At 47.4% G+C, this 23,211-nt stretch carries 7 protein-coding genes and 1 pseudogene; 2 read left to right on the top strand and 6 right to left on the bottom strand.

Annotated features, from left to right (window positions below; translation table 11 throughout):
* Nucleotides 1-113 precede the first annotated feature (113 nt).
* Nucleotides 114-785, top strand: coding sequence for a hypothetical protein (locus K0H61_RS12500; RefSeq protein WP_220049667.1), 672 nt, complete (start codon nucleotides 114-116; stop codon nucleotides 783-785).
* A gap of 132 nt (nucleotides 786-917) precedes the next feature.
* Here K0H61_RS12500 and K0H61_RS12505 read toward each other — a convergent pair whose 3' ends face one another.
* The 5 genes from K0H61_RS12505 to K0H61_RS12525 form a co-directional block, all read right to left on the bottom strand.
* Nucleotides 918-1,295, bottom strand: coding sequence for a hypothetical protein (locus tag K0H61_RS12505; protein ID WP_220049669.1), 378 nt, complete (start codon nucleotides 1,293-1,295; stop codon nucleotides 918-920).
* 1,096 nt (nucleotides 1,296-2,391) lie between these two features.
* Nucleotides 2,392-3,057, bottom strand: coding sequence for a porin family protein (locus tag K0H61_RS12510; protein ID WP_220049670.1), 666 nt, complete (start codon nucleotides 3,055-3,057; stop codon nucleotides 2,392-2,394).
* The gene (locus K0H61_RS12515; protein ID WP_220049672.1) at nucleotides 3,054-17,384 is read right to left on the bottom strand and encodes a tandem-95 repeat protein; all 14,331 of its coding nucleotides are present in this window, start codon (nucleotides 17,382-17,384) and stop codon (nucleotides 3,054-3,056) included. Before K0H61_RS12515 ends, K0H61_RS12510 begins: the two co-directional genes overlap by 4 nt.
* Nucleotides 17,385-17,794: 410 nt before the next feature.
* The gene (locus K0H61_RS12520) at nucleotides 17,795-19,159 is read right to left on the bottom strand and encodes an ammonia-forming cytochrome c nitrite reductase subunit c552 (RefSeq protein ID WP_258405949.1); all 1,365 of its coding nucleotides are present in this window, start codon (nucleotides 19,157-19,159) and stop codon (nucleotides 17,795-17,797) included.
* Nucleotides 19,160-19,178: 19 nt separating this feature from the next.
* Entirely contained in the window at nucleotides 19,179-20,390 is a 1,212-nt protein-coding gene (locus tag K0H61_RS12525) for an NnrS family protein (RefSeq protein ID WP_220049675.1), read from the bottom strand.
* A gap of 485 nt (nucleotides 20,391-20,875) precedes the next feature.
* Between K0H61_RS12525 and K0H61_RS12530 the strand changes: the two are divergent.
* Nucleotides 20,876-22,151: pseudogene (locus tag K0H61_RS12530) on the top strand (L-cysteine desulfidase family protein).
* Between the two features lie 72 nt (nucleotides 22,152-22,223).
* On the opposite strand, the gene K0H61_RS12535 reads toward K0H61_RS12530, so the two are convergent.
* Nucleotides 22,224-23,138 carry a polyprenyl-phosphate transporter gene (locus K0H61_RS12535; protein ID WP_220049677.1) on the bottom strand — a complete coding sequence of 305 codons (915 nt, stop codon included), beginning with the start codon at nucleotides 23,136-23,138 and terminating at the stop codon, nucleotides 22,224-22,226.
* Nucleotides 23,139-23,211: the final 73 nt, after the last annotated feature.

Genomic DNA, 23,211 nt, shown 5'->3' on the forward strand with positions numbered 1-23,211 from the left:
ATTTATAGTAACGCTACAAATTTATATGTAACGATACATGCATTGATACATGTAACAAAGTAAAAATATCAATCTGTTTTCTTAAATGCTTTAAAATCATCTGGGTTATAAAAATGCACATAGAAGATAATAATGTTGATCAGTTAAATTTTATTGATAGTTTGACAATGCATAGTGCTCGTTGGTGTGAGAACTATCTGCTAAAAAGAGGTGTACCTCTCAATAATATTAACGAGGACATGAGTGAGCTAAAAAGCCAATTAAAAGCTTATATTGACCCTCAAAATGTTGCGCATGTTAGGCTTATTCAAAGATTTAGAAATGCTTGGAGGACTCGCCAGAGCAGAAGAAAAAGCAATAGTAAACGTCCTTTATCAGTTTCTCTAGAACCTGATGTAATTAAAAAGTTGACCGAGATGAGCAAAGGATTCGTTAAGTCAGAAGTAGTTAAGAATTTGATCAATGATAACTATAAGAACTTTTGTTATTCAAAAGAAGAAATAGAAAAATTAAAACTAGAAATTAAAAGTGAAAAACTCAAAATTAATCTCCAAGACCGCGTAAAAATAGAGAATGAAATTTCATTCTTAACTGAAAAAAATAAAATACTTGAAGAGAACATAAAAAATATATCAAAAATAACAACAGAACTTTTCAATATCATAAAACATTCAAAAGAAAATAACTCATGCATCTCTGATGCAGATTTTACCAAGGCCAATGAGCTTCACAAAACTCCTACAAAATTCAATATAAAAACAAAAAATAAAATAAATAAAATTTAAACAAAAAGTGCGCAAAACCATATTGCGCACCTTAAACAAACATTTTAAATACAAAGCTATAAATATAACAATGAATGATACGTATAAAAATCAGGATAAAACCCAATATTAACATTAATATCTTAAGTTAAATCAATTTCTCTTCAAAATCACTTCACCCTCAAGTATTGTTCCATCTGGTAATTCAATCCTCCCCCTTGCAATAATATCGTAACTGTCATATATCAACCATATCAATCCAGCACTAATCCCTATGGCTGATATAACTGTGACTGTAGAACTAACCACAGCAATACCGATAAAGCCAGCCCCCCAACCAATAGGATTCCATACATTAGTTACAGCTATTGCAGTTATACTTAATGCGGCTAAAATAACAGCCCTCGATGTATATTTAAGGACTTTAACATTTCCAGCTAAATCAGGTTCAGTAATGACAATATACTTATCCTCATTTTTAAGTGCCCATTTTAATTGATTACGCGTAGAAACATATGTCACTTTACTCATAAATAAATCTCCACCAATATATAAGACTTAGAGTGACCGCTTTTAGATCCTATAACTGCAAGTAAAGAATTTCTTAACATACGAAGACCAATTTAATGTTAGCTCACTTTTTAATTTATTAAAGGTAATTTTTTATTTAAAAAACAAACTACAAAAAACATATACTTAATCTACTTAATCAAAATTAACTGGAGGTAAAACCCAATTAATTTAATAACATGTTTAAAAGAGGGAATTCTTTATTTTTCAATATTAAAGTTCTGATACAGCTATCTAGTACGAAAGATTTCACCCAGCAAGTAAATTCAGTGAGGCATCACAATCGACAGTGTTTTTAAGAAGAGGAAGTCACAACCTCTACTCTGCTAGTGTCGATTTCTTGGTATGCAGATAAAAGAAAGAATAAGCTATCAAAGGTTGTATCAGAGTGACTATCAATGCATCGAACAACTCGTCGCTACAAGTCATGTATGACATAAAGCTCAATTGAAATCAGAGTAACAAAATAAGCAATTAGTAGACTCACCCCACTGAAGCTATAATCAGTAATATGGCTGAATTGATGCTATCAGGACGCCGATTCAGCTCCCAAACAGGGAAAATTGTATAAATCATTAAAAATTATACAAAATACTGAAATTCATGGTAAAACAACACTTCTGGTTTTGGTATTCCATTTGGTATTACCAACACAAAAGTCAAACCAAAGAAAAATCATAATAAACAAAGCCTTGCATCACCTGTTCAGATGACGCCGCCGCTAATGAAATCTGAATCACAATTTCACTACACGACTCATAATCGTTAGGTCCACGGTTCAAGTCCGTGAGGGGCCACCATATTCTTCAAAGGCTTAGCTCATTCAATTGACTAAGCCTTTGTGCTTTCTGAAGCTTGCGGATAGGCAGGGGGATTGCCTTCTAATGATTATCCCTTCATTCTAGAGTATCACCTTATCCGAGCCTTTCTTGCCCCGCAGTATCATGTGTTAAGGAGACGGGGAACAAATGAGGAACATTTGTAGACACCACTCCCCTGATAAAATTTGCACCTATTCTCTTCACGACACGGTAACTCCAATCCCTCATACTCAGCACTATTTAAACCTATAGACTACCCCGACACTCAACACGTTTGTGGTGTCATTATCAAAATCAAACTGCTCCCACTTGGCATCCACCGCCCAATCCTTGGATAAATCGTATTGCAGACCAAGGCCATAGAACCAAGTATTGCCCTTCATTTTATCGTGGCCGACGGGATCGCCCACATCGGTAGTCACGTATTTACCTTCCCAATCGAAGTACCCCAATTTCCCAAACACGGCTATCTCATCGGTGAAGTAATAATGGTAATTCCCCGCGATAAAATACCCCTCTCCCGATTCGGGATGCACATGCTCAACTGCATCGAAAAACGCATCGGCGTCTTGATATCTTCCGGTAAATCGCACTAACACTTCACCTAAATCCTTATAACCCACCTCCAAACTCCAATGGCGGTCAAAGGCATAGCCAATCCTTACATCATAGGCGGTATCTTTGTCATCGACTTCTGTCGCGACTGCATTCATCCCTGTGGCAGTAAAGCGGTGATTCATGTCACCTAAACTGGCTGAGCTATTCGCCCAGCCAATGGAGCCGCCAACATACCAAGGTTTCCCCTGTTTTTGTTGGTCTGCCCGAGTCGAATACTCACTGGCCTGTGCGGAAAACATCACCGACATTAGCGATAACAAGAGGATTTTATCTTTGATGTTCATAGTCTGCCCCTACGTGTAATCCCTAATCCCATTATCAATAACAGTAACCAGTAAAGGGTTAATGCCCCGCCGCCCTTAGTCACTAACTCATCGTTTATGACGAGGTTGGTTTCAACCGTTACCGTCACGCTGGCCGTCGCGGTGCCGCCATTACCATCGGCAATACTGTAGGTGATGATTACCGTGCCGACAAAGCCCACCGGCGGTGTGAAGGTCAAGGTGTTATCCGCATTGACCACCACAGTGCCAAAATTAGCCGAGGCAGACAGTACCCGCACTACATCACCATCGGGGTCTGTGTCATTACCGAGCACATTGATGTCGATATGCGAGTCCTGCTTCATGCTCACGGTGTCATCCATTGCCACGGGCGATTGATTATTGCTAAGAAGCACTGCAACCCCACCCGGGTCGACAATGGTGCCATTGGCTAAACCATCATCATCGTTCGGACCGCCATCGGAGATCGTTAACTGGACGCACCAATAACCCGGTACTAAGCCAGGTTGCCATACATCCCCACCCGGAGGCGGACAGAAACCAGACTCACCTTGGGCACTGTGCACCGCGTTCGTATCATCTTCAACAAAGTTGAACCAGCCTTTTTCTGCACTGAATTTACGATATACAGCGTTATCTGGAATAACCGTACGTTGAGGCAACGTGATTTGGTAGCTTTGACCAAACTCAGGCAAGCCGCGGGCGATAAAGTCGAAGATACCGCCAACATGGTCCGCATCGGGGTCAGGGATCAGTTCATCGTCCGGCTTATCGATATCGGCGTCACTTAACTGGGCACCCGAGTATTCACCACTGTAAGTGTATAAACCGATGCGTAAGCACACCCCAGGATCCCCTTCTACCATAAATGCATCCTGCTCAAGTCCCTGCTCTGGTAGCACGTTACACTCATCACGGGAGTCCAGATAATTAGGAATACCATCCTGATCACTGTCGGCAAAGCCCTCAATGACATCGGGTATTAAGTCACCATCCGTGTCACTCAAGCCTAGTTCAGGAAGCGAACTCACCACTTCAAAGTAAATATCCACCACTTGAGATAACGCTGGCACGCCGTCATCGGTCACCGTCATCTGCACCACATATAGCCCTTCCGCCATACTGCTAGGATCAACCGTAAAGCTAGTCTCATCGGCATCGACATCACTAAAGCTGCCACGGGTAACCTGCCAGTGATAACTATGGCTATCGCCTTCATTAGGGTCGAAAATCTGACTGCTAATTAGCGCAAGACCTTGGTCTTTCGCTATCGTCAACCTTTCATGATCATTTTGAACCATATTCAGGCTAACTTGAGGCGCGATATTACCTTCGGTGATGGTAATGGTATGCACCCGCTTATTGCCCATATTGATATCACCGGACAAGGATACAATCAGAGTTTCATCGCTCTCGGCGGTATTGTCCTTGAGGAGAGCAACATTGATGACCCCTTCCGTGCCCTTAGTTATCGTTAGCACGCCAGATACTAAGGTATGGTCGCTACTATCGCTGGTACCTGACACCGTATAGGGGATCGCCAACGGATAGGTGGGCGACACGCCGTTTAAGTGCACACCAATAGTGGCGTTTTGCCCTTCAATCACTTTCTGATCCTTACTTAGGGAAATCAGCGGCCGCACATAGACTAACTGCTGGGCGGTCGAGCGATTACCATCGGCATCCGTTGCTTGCCAAAGGGCGCGGTTTACCCCAGGTTCAAAGAATGGCACGCCCGACACTAAAGACACTGGCAAAGGATTACCAAAGCGGTCAACGGCTGTTGCAACACCTAAATCCACCTTCGTGTAAAGCGCGTTAGCGTCTACAAATACCGCTGCAGGTGCCGTTACGACGGGGGCATTGGCATCGCCTATCACCTTGATAGTCGCCGTTGCGGTATCGAAAGTGCCGTCATCGTTTCTCACCAGATAATGGATAATGACATCACCGCTGAACCCTTCTGGCGGCGTAAATAACAGCTTGCCATCCACGACCTCAACCAAACCAAGGGAGGTCTTAGCCGAGATCAAGGCTAATAGGCCTTGGGGGCCAATATCATTGAGCAACACATCCAATAAGGTACTGGTATTCGCTGGCACCTCGAAGGTGTCATCCACCGCATCGAAGGCCACCGCAGCCACAGTGACGTTTATGTTCACCGTTACAGCAACAGAATCAAGGCGACCATCATTAACCAGATAGGTAAAGCTATCCGCCCCGACGTAATCTGCATCTGGGGTGTAAATCACATTAGGTCCTGTCCCTGTGAGCGTGCCATGCAGTGGCGCGGTGACTATCACATAGCTAAGGGTATCCCCATCCTCATCACTGCCATCAAGCACAATCGGTAAGGTCTGATTAGCCGCCGTGCTCAGTTCAAGTGGCATCGCCACCGGGGCATCATTACCCGCTGCCACATAGAAGGTCACGGTGGCCTCATTGGAGTCCAGCTCACCATCGGATACCTTAAATACCAGCGTATCTTCTCCAGAGAATCCCGCATTAGGGGTGTAAACCAAGGTAGGCGCATCCCCAGACAGGGTGCCGTGTGCAGGGAGCTGAATGATAGTGAAGCTCAGCGCACTGCCCTCGATGTCATAACCCGTTAATATCACACTGGCACTGCTGTCCTCATCGAGGTTAATCGATTGCTCATCGGCAACGGGGGCATCGTTCACCGCCACAATACTCAACAGCACTTTAGCAATATTACTGATGGCGCCTTGGTCATCCTTCACTTGGTACGTGAACTCATCGTAACCGTTGTAATTCAAACTTGGGGTGTATTCCACTAAGCCTGTCACGGGGTTTACGGCGACCGTGCCGAGCTGTGGCTGGGCGACGATTGTCACGCTAGAACCCAATATTGTGCCATCCACATCCAAATCATTACCGAGGATGTTGATCACCACGGGTAAGTCGGTTTCCTCCAGAATGATGTCATCATCCTTAGCCACTGGCGCATCGTTTACGGGGTTCACAGTGATAGTGACCGTCGCAGGGTTAGAGTGCACGGGCGGCTCTTCGGGTGAAGCATTACCGCTATCATCGACCAGATAGACGAAGCTATCAGGGCCAAAGTAATCCTTATCTGGGGTGTAAGTGACCACACCAGTGATGGGGTCGACACTCACTCGGCCATGTTGTGGTGATTGAATAATCAATACCGTTGCGGGATCGGGTTTACCGTCCTCGATATCAGTATCGTTCGCCAGTATATCAATCTCGACCGAAGCATCTTCATCCACTGTCGCGGTATCGTCTTCGGCAACGGGCGCATCATTCACATCAAGCACGGTAAAGTACACTGTTGCCACATTACTCATTAGCCCATGTTCATCGGCGACTTTATATTGCAGTGCATCATTACCAACAAAGTCAGTATCCGGAGTGAATGTCAGCACGCCATTTTGCTCACTCACTTGACCATGTGCCGGTTGCTGCACAATCACGATGCTGCTGACATCCAAGTCATCCCCATCGATATCGATATCGTTTTGCAGAATATCAATATCAACTGGCAGGTCTTCATCGGTGCTCACCGCATCGCTGATGGCTTGTGGCGCATCATTGACCTCAATCACGTTAATCGTCACACTCGCCACATTGGAGCTGACTTTCAAATTATCACTCACTTGATAGCTGAAACTGTCCACACCGTTGAAGTTCAGCGCTGGGGTATAGGTCACCCTACCGTTGGTGGGACTCACAGAAACAACACCATGCAACGGCATTTGAGTGATGATAACGCTCGATGGAATGAGGCGGTTATCATCATCGCTGTCATTGGCCAAGACATCGATAGTCACTGGGGTTTCTTCTAGGGTGGAAGTGACATCGTCAATGGCCACAGGTGCATCATTGACCGAGGTCACCGTGATGGTCACGGTGGCGGTGGCGGTGCCGCCCTTACCATCGGAGATGGTATAGGTGATAGTGACGGTGCCATTAAAATCCGCATCGGGCGTAAAGCTTAAGCTACCATCGGGATTGATGCTCACTTGCCCAGAGGTGGCGATTGCTGAAGTCACTGTCAGGGTATCGCCATCGGCGTCGGTATCATTACCCAGTACATTAACAGTAACGGGGCCGCCATCCTCTTCCATGGTCAACACATCATCAACTGCCACCGGTACGTCATTCACGCTTACCACGTTAATCGCAATCGTGGCCACCGTTGAAACGCCACCATCGTCATCGGTCACCCTGAAGGTAAAGCTGTCAGTGCCGAAGTAATTGGCCGCAGGTGTGTATACCCTATTCGCGCCAGTGCCCGACAGTTGACCATGGCTGGGTTGACTAACAAGTGTGTAACTGGCAATCGTGCCGTCCACATCGGTGCCCGTCAGGGTAATAGTGAGTGGCACATCCTCATTGGTGGTCAGGCTTTGGGCATTGGCGACAGGAATGTCATTCACATCACTGACGTTAATCACTATGGTGGCAGGTGCAGACACTCCGCCGTCATCATCGGTGACTCTGAAGGTGAAACTATCACTGCCAAAGTAATTACTGGCAGGGGTATAGACGAGGTTCGCGCCAGTGCCCGACAATTGGCCATGGCTTGGTTGACTGACAAGTGTGTAACTGGCGATACTGCCATCCACATCCAGCCCTGTAAGCGTGATATTGAGTGGCACATCCTCATTGGTGGTCAGACTTTGGGCATTGGCGACAGGCAGGTCATTCACATCTGCAACCGTAATGACAATGGTTGCTAACGCCGACACACCGCTGTCGTCATCGGTCACAGTGAAGGTAAAACTGTCAGGACCGAAGTAATTGGCCGCAGGTGTATATACCCTATTTGCGCCAGTGCCCGACAGTTGACCATGGCTGGGTTGACTAACAAGTGTGTAACTGGCAATCGTGCCATCCACATCGGTGCCCGACAGCGTGATATTCAGCGGCACATCCTCATTGGTGGTCAGGCTTTGGGCGTTAGCGACAGGCAGGTCATTCACATCACTGACGTTAATCACTATGGTGGCAGGTGCAGACACTCCGCCGTCATCATCGGTGACTCTGAAGGTGAAACTGTCGGAGCCAAAGTAATTGCTCGAAGGAGTATAAACGAGGTTCGCGCCACTGCCCGACAGTTGACCATGGCTGGGTTGACTGACAAGTGTGTAACTGGCGATAGTGCCGTCCACATCGGTGCCCGTCAGGGTAATATTGAGTGGCACATCCTCATTGGTGGTCAGACTTTGGGCATTGGCGACAGGCAAGTCATTCACGTCCGCAACCGTAATGACAACGGTTGCTAACGCCGACACACCGCTGTCATCATCGGTGACGGTGAAGGTAAAGCTGTCTGTCCCAAAATAATTCGCCGCTGGCGTGTAGACTCGACTTGCCCCCGTGCCGGAAAGCTGGCCGTGGCTTGGTTGGCCAACCAAAGTGTAGCCGACAATGCTGCCGTCGATATCAAGGCCCGTTAAGGTGATATTGAGTGGCACATCCTCATTGGTGCTCAGACTTTGGGCATTGGCGATAGGTAAGTCATTGATGTCATTTATTGTGATGCTCACCGTCGCAATGTTGGAGGTTAAGGAACCGTCAGAAACACTAAAGGTGAAGCTGTCAGTGCCGTTGAAGTTTGCCGTCGGCGTGTAAACCAGATTAGGTGCATTCCCCGTTACACTGCCACGGGTTGGCGAGCTCAGTAAGGTGTAACTTAAGCTGTTACCGTCAACATCGCTGCCGGTTAAGGTGATGCTTAACGGCACATCCTCATTGGTACTCAGACTTTGCGAGTTCGCCACCGGCGCTTCATTCACATTGGTGACATTAATGGTAACGATGGCCGAACCCGTTAAGCTGCCATCACTGACCTGTACTGTCAGGCTATAGCTGTTAACGGTCTCATAATCGAGTGTTCCAATCAGGGTGATTTCACCCGTGGTCGGATTAATGCTGAACTTACCCGCGCTATTTCCGGCCGTGATGCTGTAGGTCACGCTATCACCATTGTTATCGCCACTGACCACGGTCACCAGTGAGAGTGGCGTTGCGGTGTTTTCGGCAACCTCAATGGTTTCAGGGCGTGCCCAGGGCGCTTCATTGATAAACTTACCAAAGCGCACCGGCGCAGTTTCGCCCGCTTCAGCGTACAGCACCACACTCGTTGGAGTGGTATCGGTGTACCCGCCAAACGCAGACACCGTCGCCGTATTTACCCCAGGGGTAATGCCCGTTAAGCGCACTAAGCCATTGGCATCGCTCACCCCAGTTTCACCCGAAGTCATGGTGACCGTCACCCCAGCTAAGGGCAGTTCTTCACCATCCTGCACCCCATTGTTATTCGCATCACTGAACACATACACCAACACAGTGGCATCGGGCTGCAGACCGAAATTGCTGCTGCCATCATAGGAGGTCATATTAATGGTTTCAGGGTTGTTATTGGTGGTCACCTCATAGCCCTGGGGCACCGTCAGGCTCAACGACAGTCCACTGCCCGATACCCGCATGAACTCAAAAGTACCACTGCTTGATGTCACGGTATCGGTAAAGCCCGTTAGGCTGAGGGTCAGACCAGGTAGCGACTGTTCCTGCGCATCTTGCACACTGTTAGCGTCGATATCCTCAAACACCGTCCCTGCCACAATGCCCGAAAATTGGTCACCAAATACCGCTGGGATATCGGCCTTACCATTGCTGTCTAGGGTAACCGACACACTGTTGGCTGTGGTACTGACATAGTTCGTTGGGTCAGTTTCCTCCACCGTATAGGTTTGACTGGCGGTCACGCCCGTAAAGCTGTACTGGCCATTGACTAAGGTTTGGGTCGTTGCGCCACCATTTAAGCTAATCGTTACCCCACCAATGCCGTTTTCACCCGCATCCCGGCGCAGGTTACCGTTAATGTCGTGATACACCTCACCATCGATGGTGCCTGAGACTTTTATGCCAAACTGCAGACCGGCATTAACGTTAATGTCGCTCACAATCACCGTTTTAGTTTCGGCTGTGGTCGCCACAAAGCCCGTTGGCACGGTGATGCTCAAGCTATAGGTTGCATCGGCAAGATTACCGAAATAGAAGCTGCCATCGGATTGAGTCGTGTCCGTTACAGGGCCTGCGGTAATGGTCATCACCACGCCATTAACGCCGGGCTCGCCATCGTCATAGACACCGTTGGCATTGAGGTCATTAAACACTAGCCCCGTCACCACGCCCCGCTTCATATCAGCAAAGTTGGCCACCGTCTGTGAACTTGGCAGGGTGATATTTTTAGAATTGCTGGTCACACTGACATAGCCTAATGGGTCTTGCTCTTCGACGCGGTAACGCCCCTCTGGCAAGGTCACATTGTAATAGCCATCGGCATCGGTCAGCACAGCAGTGACGATATCCCCAGGTTGGTAGGTTACGCCATCGATTAATACCGCACTGCTGCCTTGGTTGTAAATGGTGATAACCACATATTGCAGGCCTTGCTCACCATCATCGGAGCGGCCGTTGCCGTTATCATCACTGAACACAAACCCTGAAAGACTCCCTGCTCCGAGGTCACCAAAATTCACTATCGCGCTACCACCTGAGGCGAAGGAGGCGGGCAACATATCGCTGGTGCTACTGACATAGCCCGCAGGGTTAGTTTCGGTCACATAATAACGGGTGTTGGCGGCAAGACCGGTAACACTGTAACTGCCATCACTTGCCGTAGTGGTACTTCCCACCACGGCACTGGACTCGTCGGTCACCGTCACGGTTACACCAGATAGACCCGACTCAGAGCCATCTTTAGCGCCGTCACCATCCTTGTCGTAGTAGACCACTCCGCGTATTTCGCCTTCGGCGACCAAACCAAAACTCACCGAAAGATTACTGCCACTGGTGTAATTGACCGTGACATTGACCGCTGAGCTGGGAATATAGCCTGAGGGGTAACCCACATTAGAGATAGTGTAAACACCGCTGCTGCTCGAGGTGAAATCAAGGGACAACAAACCACCGCCACTGGTCGTGCCTGCACTGCCGCCATCAAGATTAATGGCCACACCATCAAGGCTGGGTTCACCCGTATCGAAAACCCCATCGCCGTCGAGGTCATCGAAGGTAAAGACGGTGATGTGAGAAACCACTCGTACTGGAATATCAATGGCAGCGGTCGATGCACCAATCACAGTGACATTTTTAGTGGTTTGCGTATAACCCGAGGCCAACGCATTGCGGATGCGATAGTTCCCCGCGGCAAATCCCGTCACACTGTAACTGTCGCCGTTATCAACAAAGGTGTAATCCACGCCAGAAGTCAGCAGCACACCGGCTTCGGTGAAGATCTCAACCGCTTGAGAACCGAAAGCCGATTCAGTGCCGACTTGATAGGTATCATCGCCATTATCATCGACAAATACGGTGCCCGCGATAGACCCTACAGGGGCTGCAAAGCCACCATTCACCGCCTCAAAGGTATCGGGCGGCACATCACGGAAACCCTGCCAGTCTTTTTGCAGTGGGTCTGTGTTAGACGCAGAAGAGGAATAGAACACCCCAATGCCAACATTGGCATCGTAGTTGGCGAAGGAGTCTGGGAAGTCATCCACAGGGATGCGTACATCGAGGTAAAAATCGTGACTCTTACCGCAAATCACTGAGGTATCTTCGGTCACGGTAACAGCGGATAGCGCCTTATCGGCAGCAGTCGCATTAGAGCCCGCGGCAATATAATCTTTCACCGCCGCACCATCATCAATCAGATAATTGCTGTTGGTGTCTTGATAGAGCCAGACCCTATCGAGCTTACTCGACGCATAGGTGCCGTCGATATCGATAATGTAGTCATTAGTACCGTCGTTATCGATATCAATCAAGAAATCCCAGTGGGCACTTTGTAAGCCAGGACCATTACGACCACTCTCCGATGGGTTAGCATCGAGACGCATCCTCAGCACGAGATACGCATCATTGGTGGTGGCAAGATTAGTATCGGTATCCTCGTATTTAATCCAAGTACTGGGCATAGCACCGGGGCTTGCACCATCGGCTGAGCAAGAAGCAATATCGATAGCCGATGGCTGCACCGCCGCGCCGCCATTGGTGGGATCGCTTGAGCTTTCATGGTCGTACACCACCTGACCGCCCACGGTGTAGGGAATAAAATTATTGATAGCACTTGAGCCGCCGGCATTCGGATCGCCCGCTTCTGGCTGAGCATTAACAATCACTTTAATTAACAGGTAATCGGTTTCGATGCCGTCAGTGACTTTAATCTTGAAGTAATCAACACCATAAAAGTCAGCATCTGGTGTATAGGTCAACACGCTTGGGCTCGATCCCGTGCCACTTACCGTGGCAGTACCATGCAGGCCATCGGTTTCCAGACTCCAAGTGAGGGTGTCACCAATGTTTAAATCAACGGCTGTAACACTCGGCGCAACCCAAGCAATAGGCGACTCATCCTCATCAATCGTCACGGTGAGCGGCGCAGATTGCGCAATCACTGGCGGGGCATTGAGGGGATCGCTACCATTGGCGATTTCATCGCCGTCGGTTATACCATCGCCATCGGTATCCGTCAGCAGTGGATTAGTGCCATAGGTAGCCTCGTCGGTATCACTTAAGCCGTCATTATCATCATCGGGGTCGATAGCGTCAGGCGCGCCATCGCCATCGGTATCTATGCTATCAAGCGCTGCAGTCCAAGTTGAAAAACTATTGATGCCTGTCAGGGTGAAGGTATTGAGCGTGTCATCAAACGCTGCAGCTTGTTTAATCCAAGTCACACCGCTGTCGGTCGATTTATAGAGGAGTAAACTCGTTTCATCAATGCCGTTGAGTTCACTTTCATCGTAGTTAAAAACCAAGGTGCCATTCAGGCCTGTATCGTTAGTTGGGGTGATGTCATATACCCGTTTGATACCTAAGCCCGTAAATCCTACACCATGACTGCGGCTCACTGTGGTTGAGCCCATATCGGCGGCGGTGGTCAAAATCGCGCCTAAACCTGCAACGTTCTGCGCGCTGATGTTACTTAAAGGCCTTGTGGTCGTGATTTCCCCTGTGCCGAGGGTATCAAAGAGTAGACCTTGCTCAAACAGGTAGGCGCTTGGCCCCATATTAATGGTTTGGCCGTTTAAGTCTAAAGTCGTTGAAAGGAAGAAATAACTGTTGACTGTCATGTCAGTCGACAGTGTGGGTGACGAAGTGCTGGTGATACCGAAAAGATTGACCGTAGGCACAGCTGCAATCGAAGGTAACACCGTCGTTTTACTGGTAATACCCACGTTATCGGTATCGATAGGTGCGCGTTGCAATGACCAGTTATTGGCGTCTGTCCAATCCGAGGTATAACCTAGCCAAGTGTTGAAGGAGCTTGAATCGACCCAATTAGGTTCAATCATGCTATTCAAGGTACCGTCATGTCCCTTACCACTGTCGTCTGAAAGACTGGTGCCGCTACTGGCATTTGCTTGATAATAGGCGAGTAACGATGTTTGAGACTTGGGGTTTGCTAAGGTACGGAACATATTATCGCGAATGTCTTGCTCACTTCGCACTGAATTCCAAATTCGCATTTCATCGAGCTGTCCATTCATCAAAAAGGTACTTCCCGAGGTTCCAATACCTATTCGAACATTTGTGCCTGTATTGAGAATGTTTGAGCTAGCACCCAGTCCACCGGTTTGACAGGGCGTTGATGGGGTTTCTTTAACGCCATCGACATACAGCGTCATTCCCACTCCGCTTTCAAAAACACCTGCAACATGGTGCCATTGGCCATCATCCGCGGGGTGTGAACTTCCATAGCAGCGAATGTAATTAGCGCTACCACCAATATGCATCATTAACGTGTTATTACGATAACCTAATCCCCAAGTCATCGCGCCATATTCGGCAGTTGAGATATCATGGCGAGCGATGAAATTCATATCATCGGTGGTGTTAAATTTCACCCAAGTCTCAATGGTGATAATGTTGGTCGTTGAGAGTGGGGCCCAGCCCGTAGTGGGAATACTGATACTTCCCCTCACAGCATCAAAATTGAGCGCCTTGGGCATGGGCGGTGTCGCCTGACGATATACTGCATTTAGATCAGCAATCCAAGTCACCCCTGTGCCATCGGAGTTGTAATAGGAGGCCCCATCATCACCGCTGACCAAATCAGCAACCCCTGTCGAGTCAAGGAAGCTACCGGTGTAAATATTGATTTTCCCACCGCTGCCGGTCGTGAGCACCCCAGACTGATACACCACATCCCCCCCCGTTTCGGTACCTGCCGTAGCAGCATCCCCAGCCGTTAATTCAATCGCAGTTGCAGATACCGAGGTGGTCGTAAGATTGGCATTAATCACAATATCGCCGGTTTGGCTGGTCATGCTGATATCACCGCTACCGCCGTCAACGGCAGCAGAAACAGTAATCGCATCTTGGGTATCTAAAGCGGTATCCGTGGCATTGAAGGTGACGCCACCGCCTGCGGTAACGCTTGCAGTTTGGCTAATGGTTTTACCAGTTGCACTAAACTCACCTGCAGTATTAATGGCATAGCCAAGGGTAAGGGCTGTGTTGGTTTCTAAAGATAACAGCCCTGATGTCGTCGTTGCGCTTGCTGGGTCAAAGTGAATATCACCGTTAACCGCGGTAAGCAACACATCACCGCTAGTGGTGGTCAGTTGCCCCTTAGGACTAGTACTATTGTTCATCTGCAGGCCAATCCAAATCCCCTGCTTATTAGTGACAGTCCCCACTGACGTTAATGAACCTGTGATATCAATCGTACCACTGGTGGTCGTGATAGTGCTGCCAAGGTCAATCCCCACCCCTGCAACATGACCAAGATTCGTCGCGGTATCAATATCCCCAATAAGGGTTACATCCCCTGTGCCAGTAATAACCTGTCCACCAGAGCGAATCCAAATACCGTGATCTAAGTTATGATTTGCTGACGCTCGATTTCGCCCTGCTGCATAAAAGTCCCCACCTCCGGTATTGACTGTACGCACATTCGAATCCCAGGTAATTGCCGCATTAGCCGAGTTTGTTCCAGCATAACCATTACCCACAGCAAGACCATTCCAAGTGGCAGAACCCGAGCCGCCTCCCATCCAGACATGGCCGCCCGCTGTGGTGATATTTCCAACACCGATGGAGCCGCCACCATCACCATCTGAGTCAGCCCAAAAAATGACACTACCGCCATTAGTGATTATGTTGCCACTAACATTAGAAATACCGCCTAGGGCTTTCATCGAGATATTGCCATTAGCACCAGCACTGCTGGTATTTAACGCAGCATTAATGGCGATTTCCCCACCGTCAGTCATTGTAATAGTGCCATTCGCCGTAATGGGACTGCTGACTGTGGTAACATTTTGATGAGATTGCAATAGCACATTACCACTGCTCGTGGCTGAAGTCGTAGTCAGTGCCCCGTTGACTTGAATCTCACTTCCATACACCGAAACCGGACCATTAAGGGTTGTCGCACTCGCAAGGGTCATTCCCCCTGTATTGGTGGATTTTCCGAGAACAAGACCGCCAAGACTGGCGATATTTTTAATGACGACCTTGTTTAAAATGCCAGATAAAGTGAAATCGGGCGAACCACTACCACTCCAAGTAAACAGATCTTCTGTTAATTCCCCGTAATTTAAATCACTATCGAAATCGAAGGAGGCGTGGGTTGGCTCAACAGTAAAAATCCCCGTGGTATTCAATGTGGTGTTATTTAGGTTGAATTGAACATCAAACCTATCTGCGCGAAACGTAATATTCTTACCCGTCAGGACATTGGGACTAGCCCCGCTATCGCTTTGGAATGCTAAAACATCATTTTGTTCAACACCTTGCGCGATTAATATGATGTCACCACTGGTACTGGTCACTGTGGTGCCGTAGACCAAAATATCCCGACCAGAAACAGTACCAGATGAACCGTCGACTAGCACATTACCCACAGCAGTCAAATTTGAGTTATTAAGTTGAATCCCGCGGTAACCGCCGCCGATCGCAGACTTAGCATTTTGTAAGGTCAATGTTCCTGCAGAATTGATTGAAGCTGCAGATGCGGTGATCGCACCATTATCGACAGCATCACTGGGAGTGCGAGCAAATAGTGAAATATTACCACTTGTTGACGTGCTGATGGTGCCATTGAGTGACAAAGCGGCACTTGTAGCTCCAAGCGTTAAATCAGCGCCCGTATCGGCATCCAAAATAATATCGCCATTGGTGGCGGTTATTGGTGCAGTAGAAGCTTGAGAAATACGACCGCCGTATACCGAAATAGGGCCATTAGCTGAAATGCTGTCGTTAAGCGTGACTACGCCTTGATAGCCAAAGTTTACACCGGACATACCGGTGTAATCCCCAAGAGTAACGCCAGTTAAGGTGCGAAAATCAGAATTGAACTTAAGATATTGATATTGGCTACTATTGAACTGAATATTGCCATTCGCATTTTCATCATGCTGCCAGTTCATTGCCTGCGTAGGTGTATGAGGTAACAGGGTAAAATGGCCTGTCGTTGTGAGCTGAATAGGGTTTGAGCCTGAGTCACGTCGGACAATGTTATCTGCAATAATGGTGATATCACCGCTACCCGTGTTGATTTGATTTAGATTTGCGGCAGAAACAGCTAAACCATCAAGTCCCGATCCTAGGCCTGCCCAAATAAGTACATCCCCACCCGAAGTATTAAAATTGCTTCGGACAAAATCTATCGCGTTATTATTAGAAGCAACACTTCCGACTGAAGGGCCATCCCCGACGGTAAGGCCATTCCAAGTCGAGGTTCCTCCAGCGCTATTACTGCCCCCAATCCATATATGGCCGCCAGCTGTGATTAAGTTAGCTGAAGCAGTACTACCCAAGGTCACTCCAGCAGTGTTAGTGTTTCCCGTATCACTCCAAAGAATAATATTTAAGGGGCTTCCAGAAACCGTTGTAATGCCTGCATAAACGAACAACCTCAAGTTTGCTTTTAGGGTTAGCGTGGAAGTGGAGCCACCACTTTTAACAATATCCGAATTGATAGAAATTGAGCCGGTACTAGAAATCGTTACATCCGTATCAGCATTAAGATAAGCAGAAATGTCAGCAACTAAAATTTCGCAATCGACAAGTTCAGTAAAACTACCTGAGTTGTCGGTACAATTTGTCTTTACGGTATCTGAAGCCACAATAGTAATGTCAGCATTTGCTGCCGCACTGCAGAATAATAGGCAGGCAGCTGCAAGCCCCTTAAGGGAAAACAGCCATTTCGGCGCTGCACTAAAGCCAGTCTTTTTTATATCAGGTCGCGGTGAAGTTCGAGCCAATGGAGCAAAAGAACTGAAAGCAGAAGTGACAAGTTTGATGAGATAATTTTTATTCATTTGTGATATCCCAGATAGTGCGCCACATGCCAAAGACTCTCGGGAAGACATCAATAAAATAAATCTTCTGGTCTTTCATCGAACCACTGAGCATCTTTTAAGCTTAGAAATCAGTATAGACGTCCGATAAAAAAAGCTAGCAAAAGGTAACAAAATTGTTTCCAAAAGTTACTAAGCTAATGCTAAGCATCGCGTTCCCCAAACAAGCTTAAGTCACTAAACTAAACCCGCCTGCAGGTTACTAATAACCCTTTCTAGGTAGAGGGAAAACTGGGATATGCCATCTTTTCGATTGCGGATGAAATACAAGTTTGCAAATGAAGTTTATGAGGATAACAACAGCTCAAAAAACACACGCCAAAAAACCGACATTGCTGTTTTGGTGTCATTGCGCTTCGCACTCTCCAAAACTAATACCCTCTTTTGGCGATAGGATCCCAGTGTTTATTGATTTCATCTTCAATAAACTGTTGTTTTTCTTTGACTAAATCTGCTTCAACCAAACCTACTGCTTGCTGAGCTTTTTCCTTAGTGCTGATATCAGGGTAAGACACTTGTTCGACCTTAAGTTGCTTTAAGACTTTGGCTAATCCAGCACGGGCACTCTTGGCCTGCTCACTAGCTTTGGTAAGCAATTGCATGGCTTCATCAGGGTTATGGGCATAAATACCGTGGGATGACATGGCAAAATCCCAACGCCATTGGCTATGACGAATATCCATAATGACATCATTCATTTGCTCCCAATTGGCCCCCGCACCCCAAGCAGCTTTTGCTTCATAATGGGCTTTCACTAAGAGATCCTCGACCTCATGGGCTTTGGTTTCAATCTGTTTTTTTAAGTTGCTAAGTTTTGTTGTCATCGCTTCTTGGCTGCTGTGACAACCTTTACAGCTAACGTCGAAGTTGGGGAGCGCTTTATCTACTTTATGGCTAGTAAACGCATTGCCTTTGTCGTCTTCTGCGGCTGGCATATGGCAAGTCACGCAGGTCACGCCAACCTCTGCATGCTTACTGCGGCTCCAGTGTTCAAATTCTGGGTGGCGGGCTTTTAACATTGGGGTTTGCGATAAGGGATGGATCCACTCGTAGAAACGGCGGGTATCGTAATATTTTTCGATTAAATCTGCGGTATTACCGAAGATCCAAGGAATATTGACGATATTACTTTTCTCGGGACGAAAATAGTAAGTCACATGACATTGCCCGCACACCTGCGCGCCTTTCATCGAAGCATTTTGTTCCTCAAAAGGCAGATGAATTTTGGCCATCGCATCCTTCGCATGGGGACGAGGTAAACTGAGTTTTTCAGTACCTGCTTCATGGCAGTCAGTGCAATAAACGACGCTTTTAATTTCACGGCCCAAATCGGTAAAGTTTTTCGCCGCATAGCCTTCAAACCCCAATTCATTGATGAGTCTAGGAGCGTCGGGGGTCTTACAGGTCCAGCAACTTGCCGATAATCCCTTGTCCCCCGCTTTAGGCGCTACTCCTGTTCGCAGGGTTTGTGCCACATCCGCCACCGCAAATTGATGGCCGCGGGGACTATGGTATTCCTTGGCATAGGAAGAGCCCGCCCAAAGGATGATATTGTGTGGATTCTTAGCCAGCACATCTTCACGTTCTTTTTGTTCTAAAGTGGCATCCCAGCTTTGGTATTGCTGTGGATACTTTTCCGCCATGGCCTGTTGGGATTCATCAGCAATCGCACTTGCAACAAAGGGGAAGATAACGGCTAACGTTGGTAACAATAGGGTTTTAAGTGTTAATTTCATTATTCGATCCTTTGCTTCTTTATCCGGGGCGACCATCGATTCGGGGGCGCGTTAAAATAGGTGTGTAATGCCACACAAATAGGGCAAATGCACCGAACCAACACCCAGCTGCAAGCCATAACCATAGCGAGGTATTCTCGGGAAAATAGATTGGCATCAATGCTCTAAATACCGCTGCTAAGGGTAAGCAAATAAACCCTAAGCGCATATTGGGGCCTTCGTAGATATTGCGGCTGGTGTGGCCGAGGGACACCCTCGATATCATCGATAAACACAGCATGGCCATACAACCTATTGCAAATAAGTGTAGTAGGCATCGATAGGCATATTCATCATCGATATACCAACTCATCAATAGCAGACTGATTGGCAATGTGACATAGGCTAAATGCAGCGACCACAGCATAGGTTCCTTTAAGGTTTTATGGGGCAGCCAGCGAGAAAAGCGAATCAAATGTAACACGCCAGCAATGACTAAAAGGGCCTGCTTTAGTACCGGTGCATCGAAATCTGTCAGCGCCTGCAACACCAGCAGTAACATCGCCGCAATTAAGGGATATTCTATCCATGGTAACGGTTCGGCCTTAGTGGCTTTAATACGCATTGCGGTAAAGAAAGCAATCACCCTGCCACCCACAATGGTGATTAACAGTGCAAGCCACCATAGCATTGCCTGCCAAATCTGATGGGCAACAATAAAGTCCCTCTGCAATAGCGTGTAATAGCTGTATAAATTGATGCCCAATGCCGCGAAAATCATTATTGGAAAACCAATATTGCGCCATTGTTTAACCCGATAAATACAGCGCCACAGTGTGATAGCTACCGTGCTTAGGAAGAGCGCATCAAACAGCGCCGGCAGTAACACCGGAATTTGCATCGGCAGTAATAACAGCAGTCGCGCTAGCGCCCAGCAACCGAAGGTCAGCGCCAGTGGCCAGCCTTTGAGTGAAGGTTGATTGGTCCAATTTTGTACTGCGGTTAACAAAAATCCCGCCACAATTGCCATGGCAAAGCCAAACAACAGTTCATGGGGATGCCACCAAAGCGGCAGTACCTTTGCCCAAAAGGAAGTATTGAATGGACTGTATTGGGGCAATAGCCAAGTCACCAGCCACAGGGGGATATAAATCGCCGCAACGACACTGCCACCGAGAAAGAATGGCCTAAAACCTAAACGCCAAATCGCAGGCGTAGTTTCAGTTTGTTTAGGATCATCGATATTAATCACAGGTCACCTTGCCAAAATAAAACGTGCATATATAAAGCATGTTATTTAACTGGTACTGCGATTACAAATGCGAACGCTCGATTTGGTATAGAGGTCTCAGACTGAGTAAAAATCCTATAAAGCAACTACACTTCAAATCATCCAGCTAAGGATCTAAATATCTTAATTTCATACACATAGGTTAAAAATACTCAATTAGGAATAGTGTATTATCTGTAAAGCTTTAAAAACACTTTGCGACGTCCCCGAGTCACTCAAACTTGCATAAACATTTGCAATATTGTTAACGAGTACAAATAATGTTGCGCCGAATTAGCGCTCATTTGTGCTTTAGTTTGCGCATAAAAAAATGCAGGTAGAGCGATAAACTGGATTAGTGAACGCTTTTTAGAAGCACTTAACTATCTGCTTGTGCAGTCCCTCGAAAGCCAAAGCCTGTTAACCTTTGAACAACATTAAAAACATAGCAATCGGGTTGTAGCCGCATGAAACCTCAATGGCAGCAGTATCTTCAGATCATTAATCAAGTTGTAAAACCTGCGTTAGGCTGCACCGAACCTATAGCGGCGGCCTATGCAGCCGCCGTTGCAAGAACGCTAATGGGTGCAGAGCCCGATGCCATTCATGTTCAGGTATCTGACAACCTCTATAAAAACTCCATGGGGGGTCTATGTTCCGGGCACGGGCAAAATAGGTTTAGCCATCGCAGCCTCGGCTGGGGCTCTCGCGGGAAATGCCGATTCAGGATTAGAAGTGCTCGCCAATGTAACACCTGAGCAGGTGACTCGAGCACAGAGCCTAATCGATGCGGGCAAGGTTAATGTTCAGCGCACCGAAACCGATGAGTTTATCTATTGCTGCGTGACCTTAAGATCGGGTGAGCAAGAAGCAATGGTTAAAATTTGTGGCGGCCACACGCTCATCGCCGAGAAACGCCTTAATGGTGTACCGGTATTTACCGCCGATAACACTCAAGCCAAAGCGACTGGCTCTATCTGTGATGGCGTCGATATCAATATCGAGTCGATTTATCGCTTCGCCCTCGAAGTTCCCTTCGAAGCCATTCAGTTTATCCTTAAGGCGTCCGAGTTAAATACTAAGCTGTCGGATGAAGGCATGGCTAAACCCTACGGTTTAGAAGTGGGTCGCACCATGAAAAACGGTATTGCCGCGGGGATTATCGGTGAAGATCTACTTAATAAAATCGTGATGTTAACTGCGGCCGCATCGGATGCACGCATGGGTGGTGCAAACTTACCAGCCATGAGTAATCTAGGTAGCGGCAATCAAGGCATAGCCGCTACCATTCCTGTGGTGATCACAGCCCAGTGCTACAAGGTAAGCGAAGAACAGCTCGCGCGGGCGCTGATTATGAGTCACCTAGGGGCGATCTATATCAAGTCCCACTACCCTCCACTATCTGCATTTTGCGGTAATACGGTGACCAGCGCAGCAGCATCCATGGCCATGGTGTATCTTGCAGGCGGCAGTTTTGAGCAGTCCTGTTATGCCATTCAAAATGTGATAAGTGATAGCTCAGGCATGGTGTGCGATGGCGCAAAAGCTTCCTGTGCCATGAAAGTCAGCACCTCTTCAAGTGCGGCTGTGCGCTCGTTTTTAATGGCGCTTAATAGCCAGAACGTTTCCGGTCAGGGCATCATCGCCAACCACGTTGAAAAGACCATTAAAAATATTGGCAACATGGTGCTGAACGGCATGTCATCCACCGATGTCACCATTATCAATATTATGTCGCAGTAATTACTTTAAAGTAAAAAGGACTGAGATATCGAAATCTTAGTCCTTATTGATCTACCTTTTACTAGCGTTTGCTTAATCCCGCTGTGCCACCTTTTCTAATCCCCACACCAGCGCAATAGCGGCCAACATACAGATTAGCGCAATCCACATTTGCGAAGGTTGTCCGGTTAATTGTTCGAACTGAAAAGGCGAAAGATTTTGCTCCAGCAGTGGCACTTGCTCACCGTGGGAATTGGTGCGCCAAGTCAAAGTTTGTTTCCAAGGCCAAATTTTGCCTAGAGTGCCTAACATTAATCCCGTTAAAAACACCACAGTGCCATCGTGATATTTGCGAAGTAGCGCCGATAACAGATGGCTAAAGCTTAATAGACCAATCACAGCGCCAACGGCAAAGCACGCCAGGATATCAATCTGCAGGTTCTTAGCCGCGCCTAATACCACAGGATAAAGTCCTAATAATAAAAGGATAAAACTGCCCGAAATCCCAGGAAGCACCATGGCACAAATCGCAATTGCGCCGCCAAAAAAGATATTTACATAACTGGCATCGACCGACACGGGATTAAGCACCGTAATCACCCAAGCGGCCAACACGCCTAAAACGAAGAGGCCTAAACGCGCCAACGTAAAGCCACTCACCTGCTTAAGCATGTGCACCACAGAGATAATAATCAGTCCAAAAAAGAACGACCAAATCGGAATGGGATGAGTCACCAGCAGCCACGAAATCAGTTTGGCGAAGCTAAAAATACTGGTCAGGATCCCCGCAAGTAAACTGATAAGAAAAGCGCCATTTATGTGGATAAATGCCCCCTTGATCCCTTGAGCTTTAATTACCCCAAACAGCGAAGGATTAATCTTTTTTACACTCTCTAGTAGGGTATCCAAAATACCCGTAATGAAGGCGATAGTGCCGCCCGACACCCCTGGCACAACATCGGCGGCCCCCATGGCCATCCCCTTAAAATAGGTCAGCAAATATTTCACTGTGAGTCCTTGTGGTTAATATGAGTTTTCGGCTTAACACCATCAATGCGCAGGGATTATACGGTGTCTCACA

It is taken from the genome of Shewanella acanthi, assembly GCF_019457475.1.
Classification (GTDB): Bacteria; Pseudomonadota; Gammaproteobacteria; order Enterobacterales; family Shewanellaceae; genus Shewanella; species Shewanella acanthi.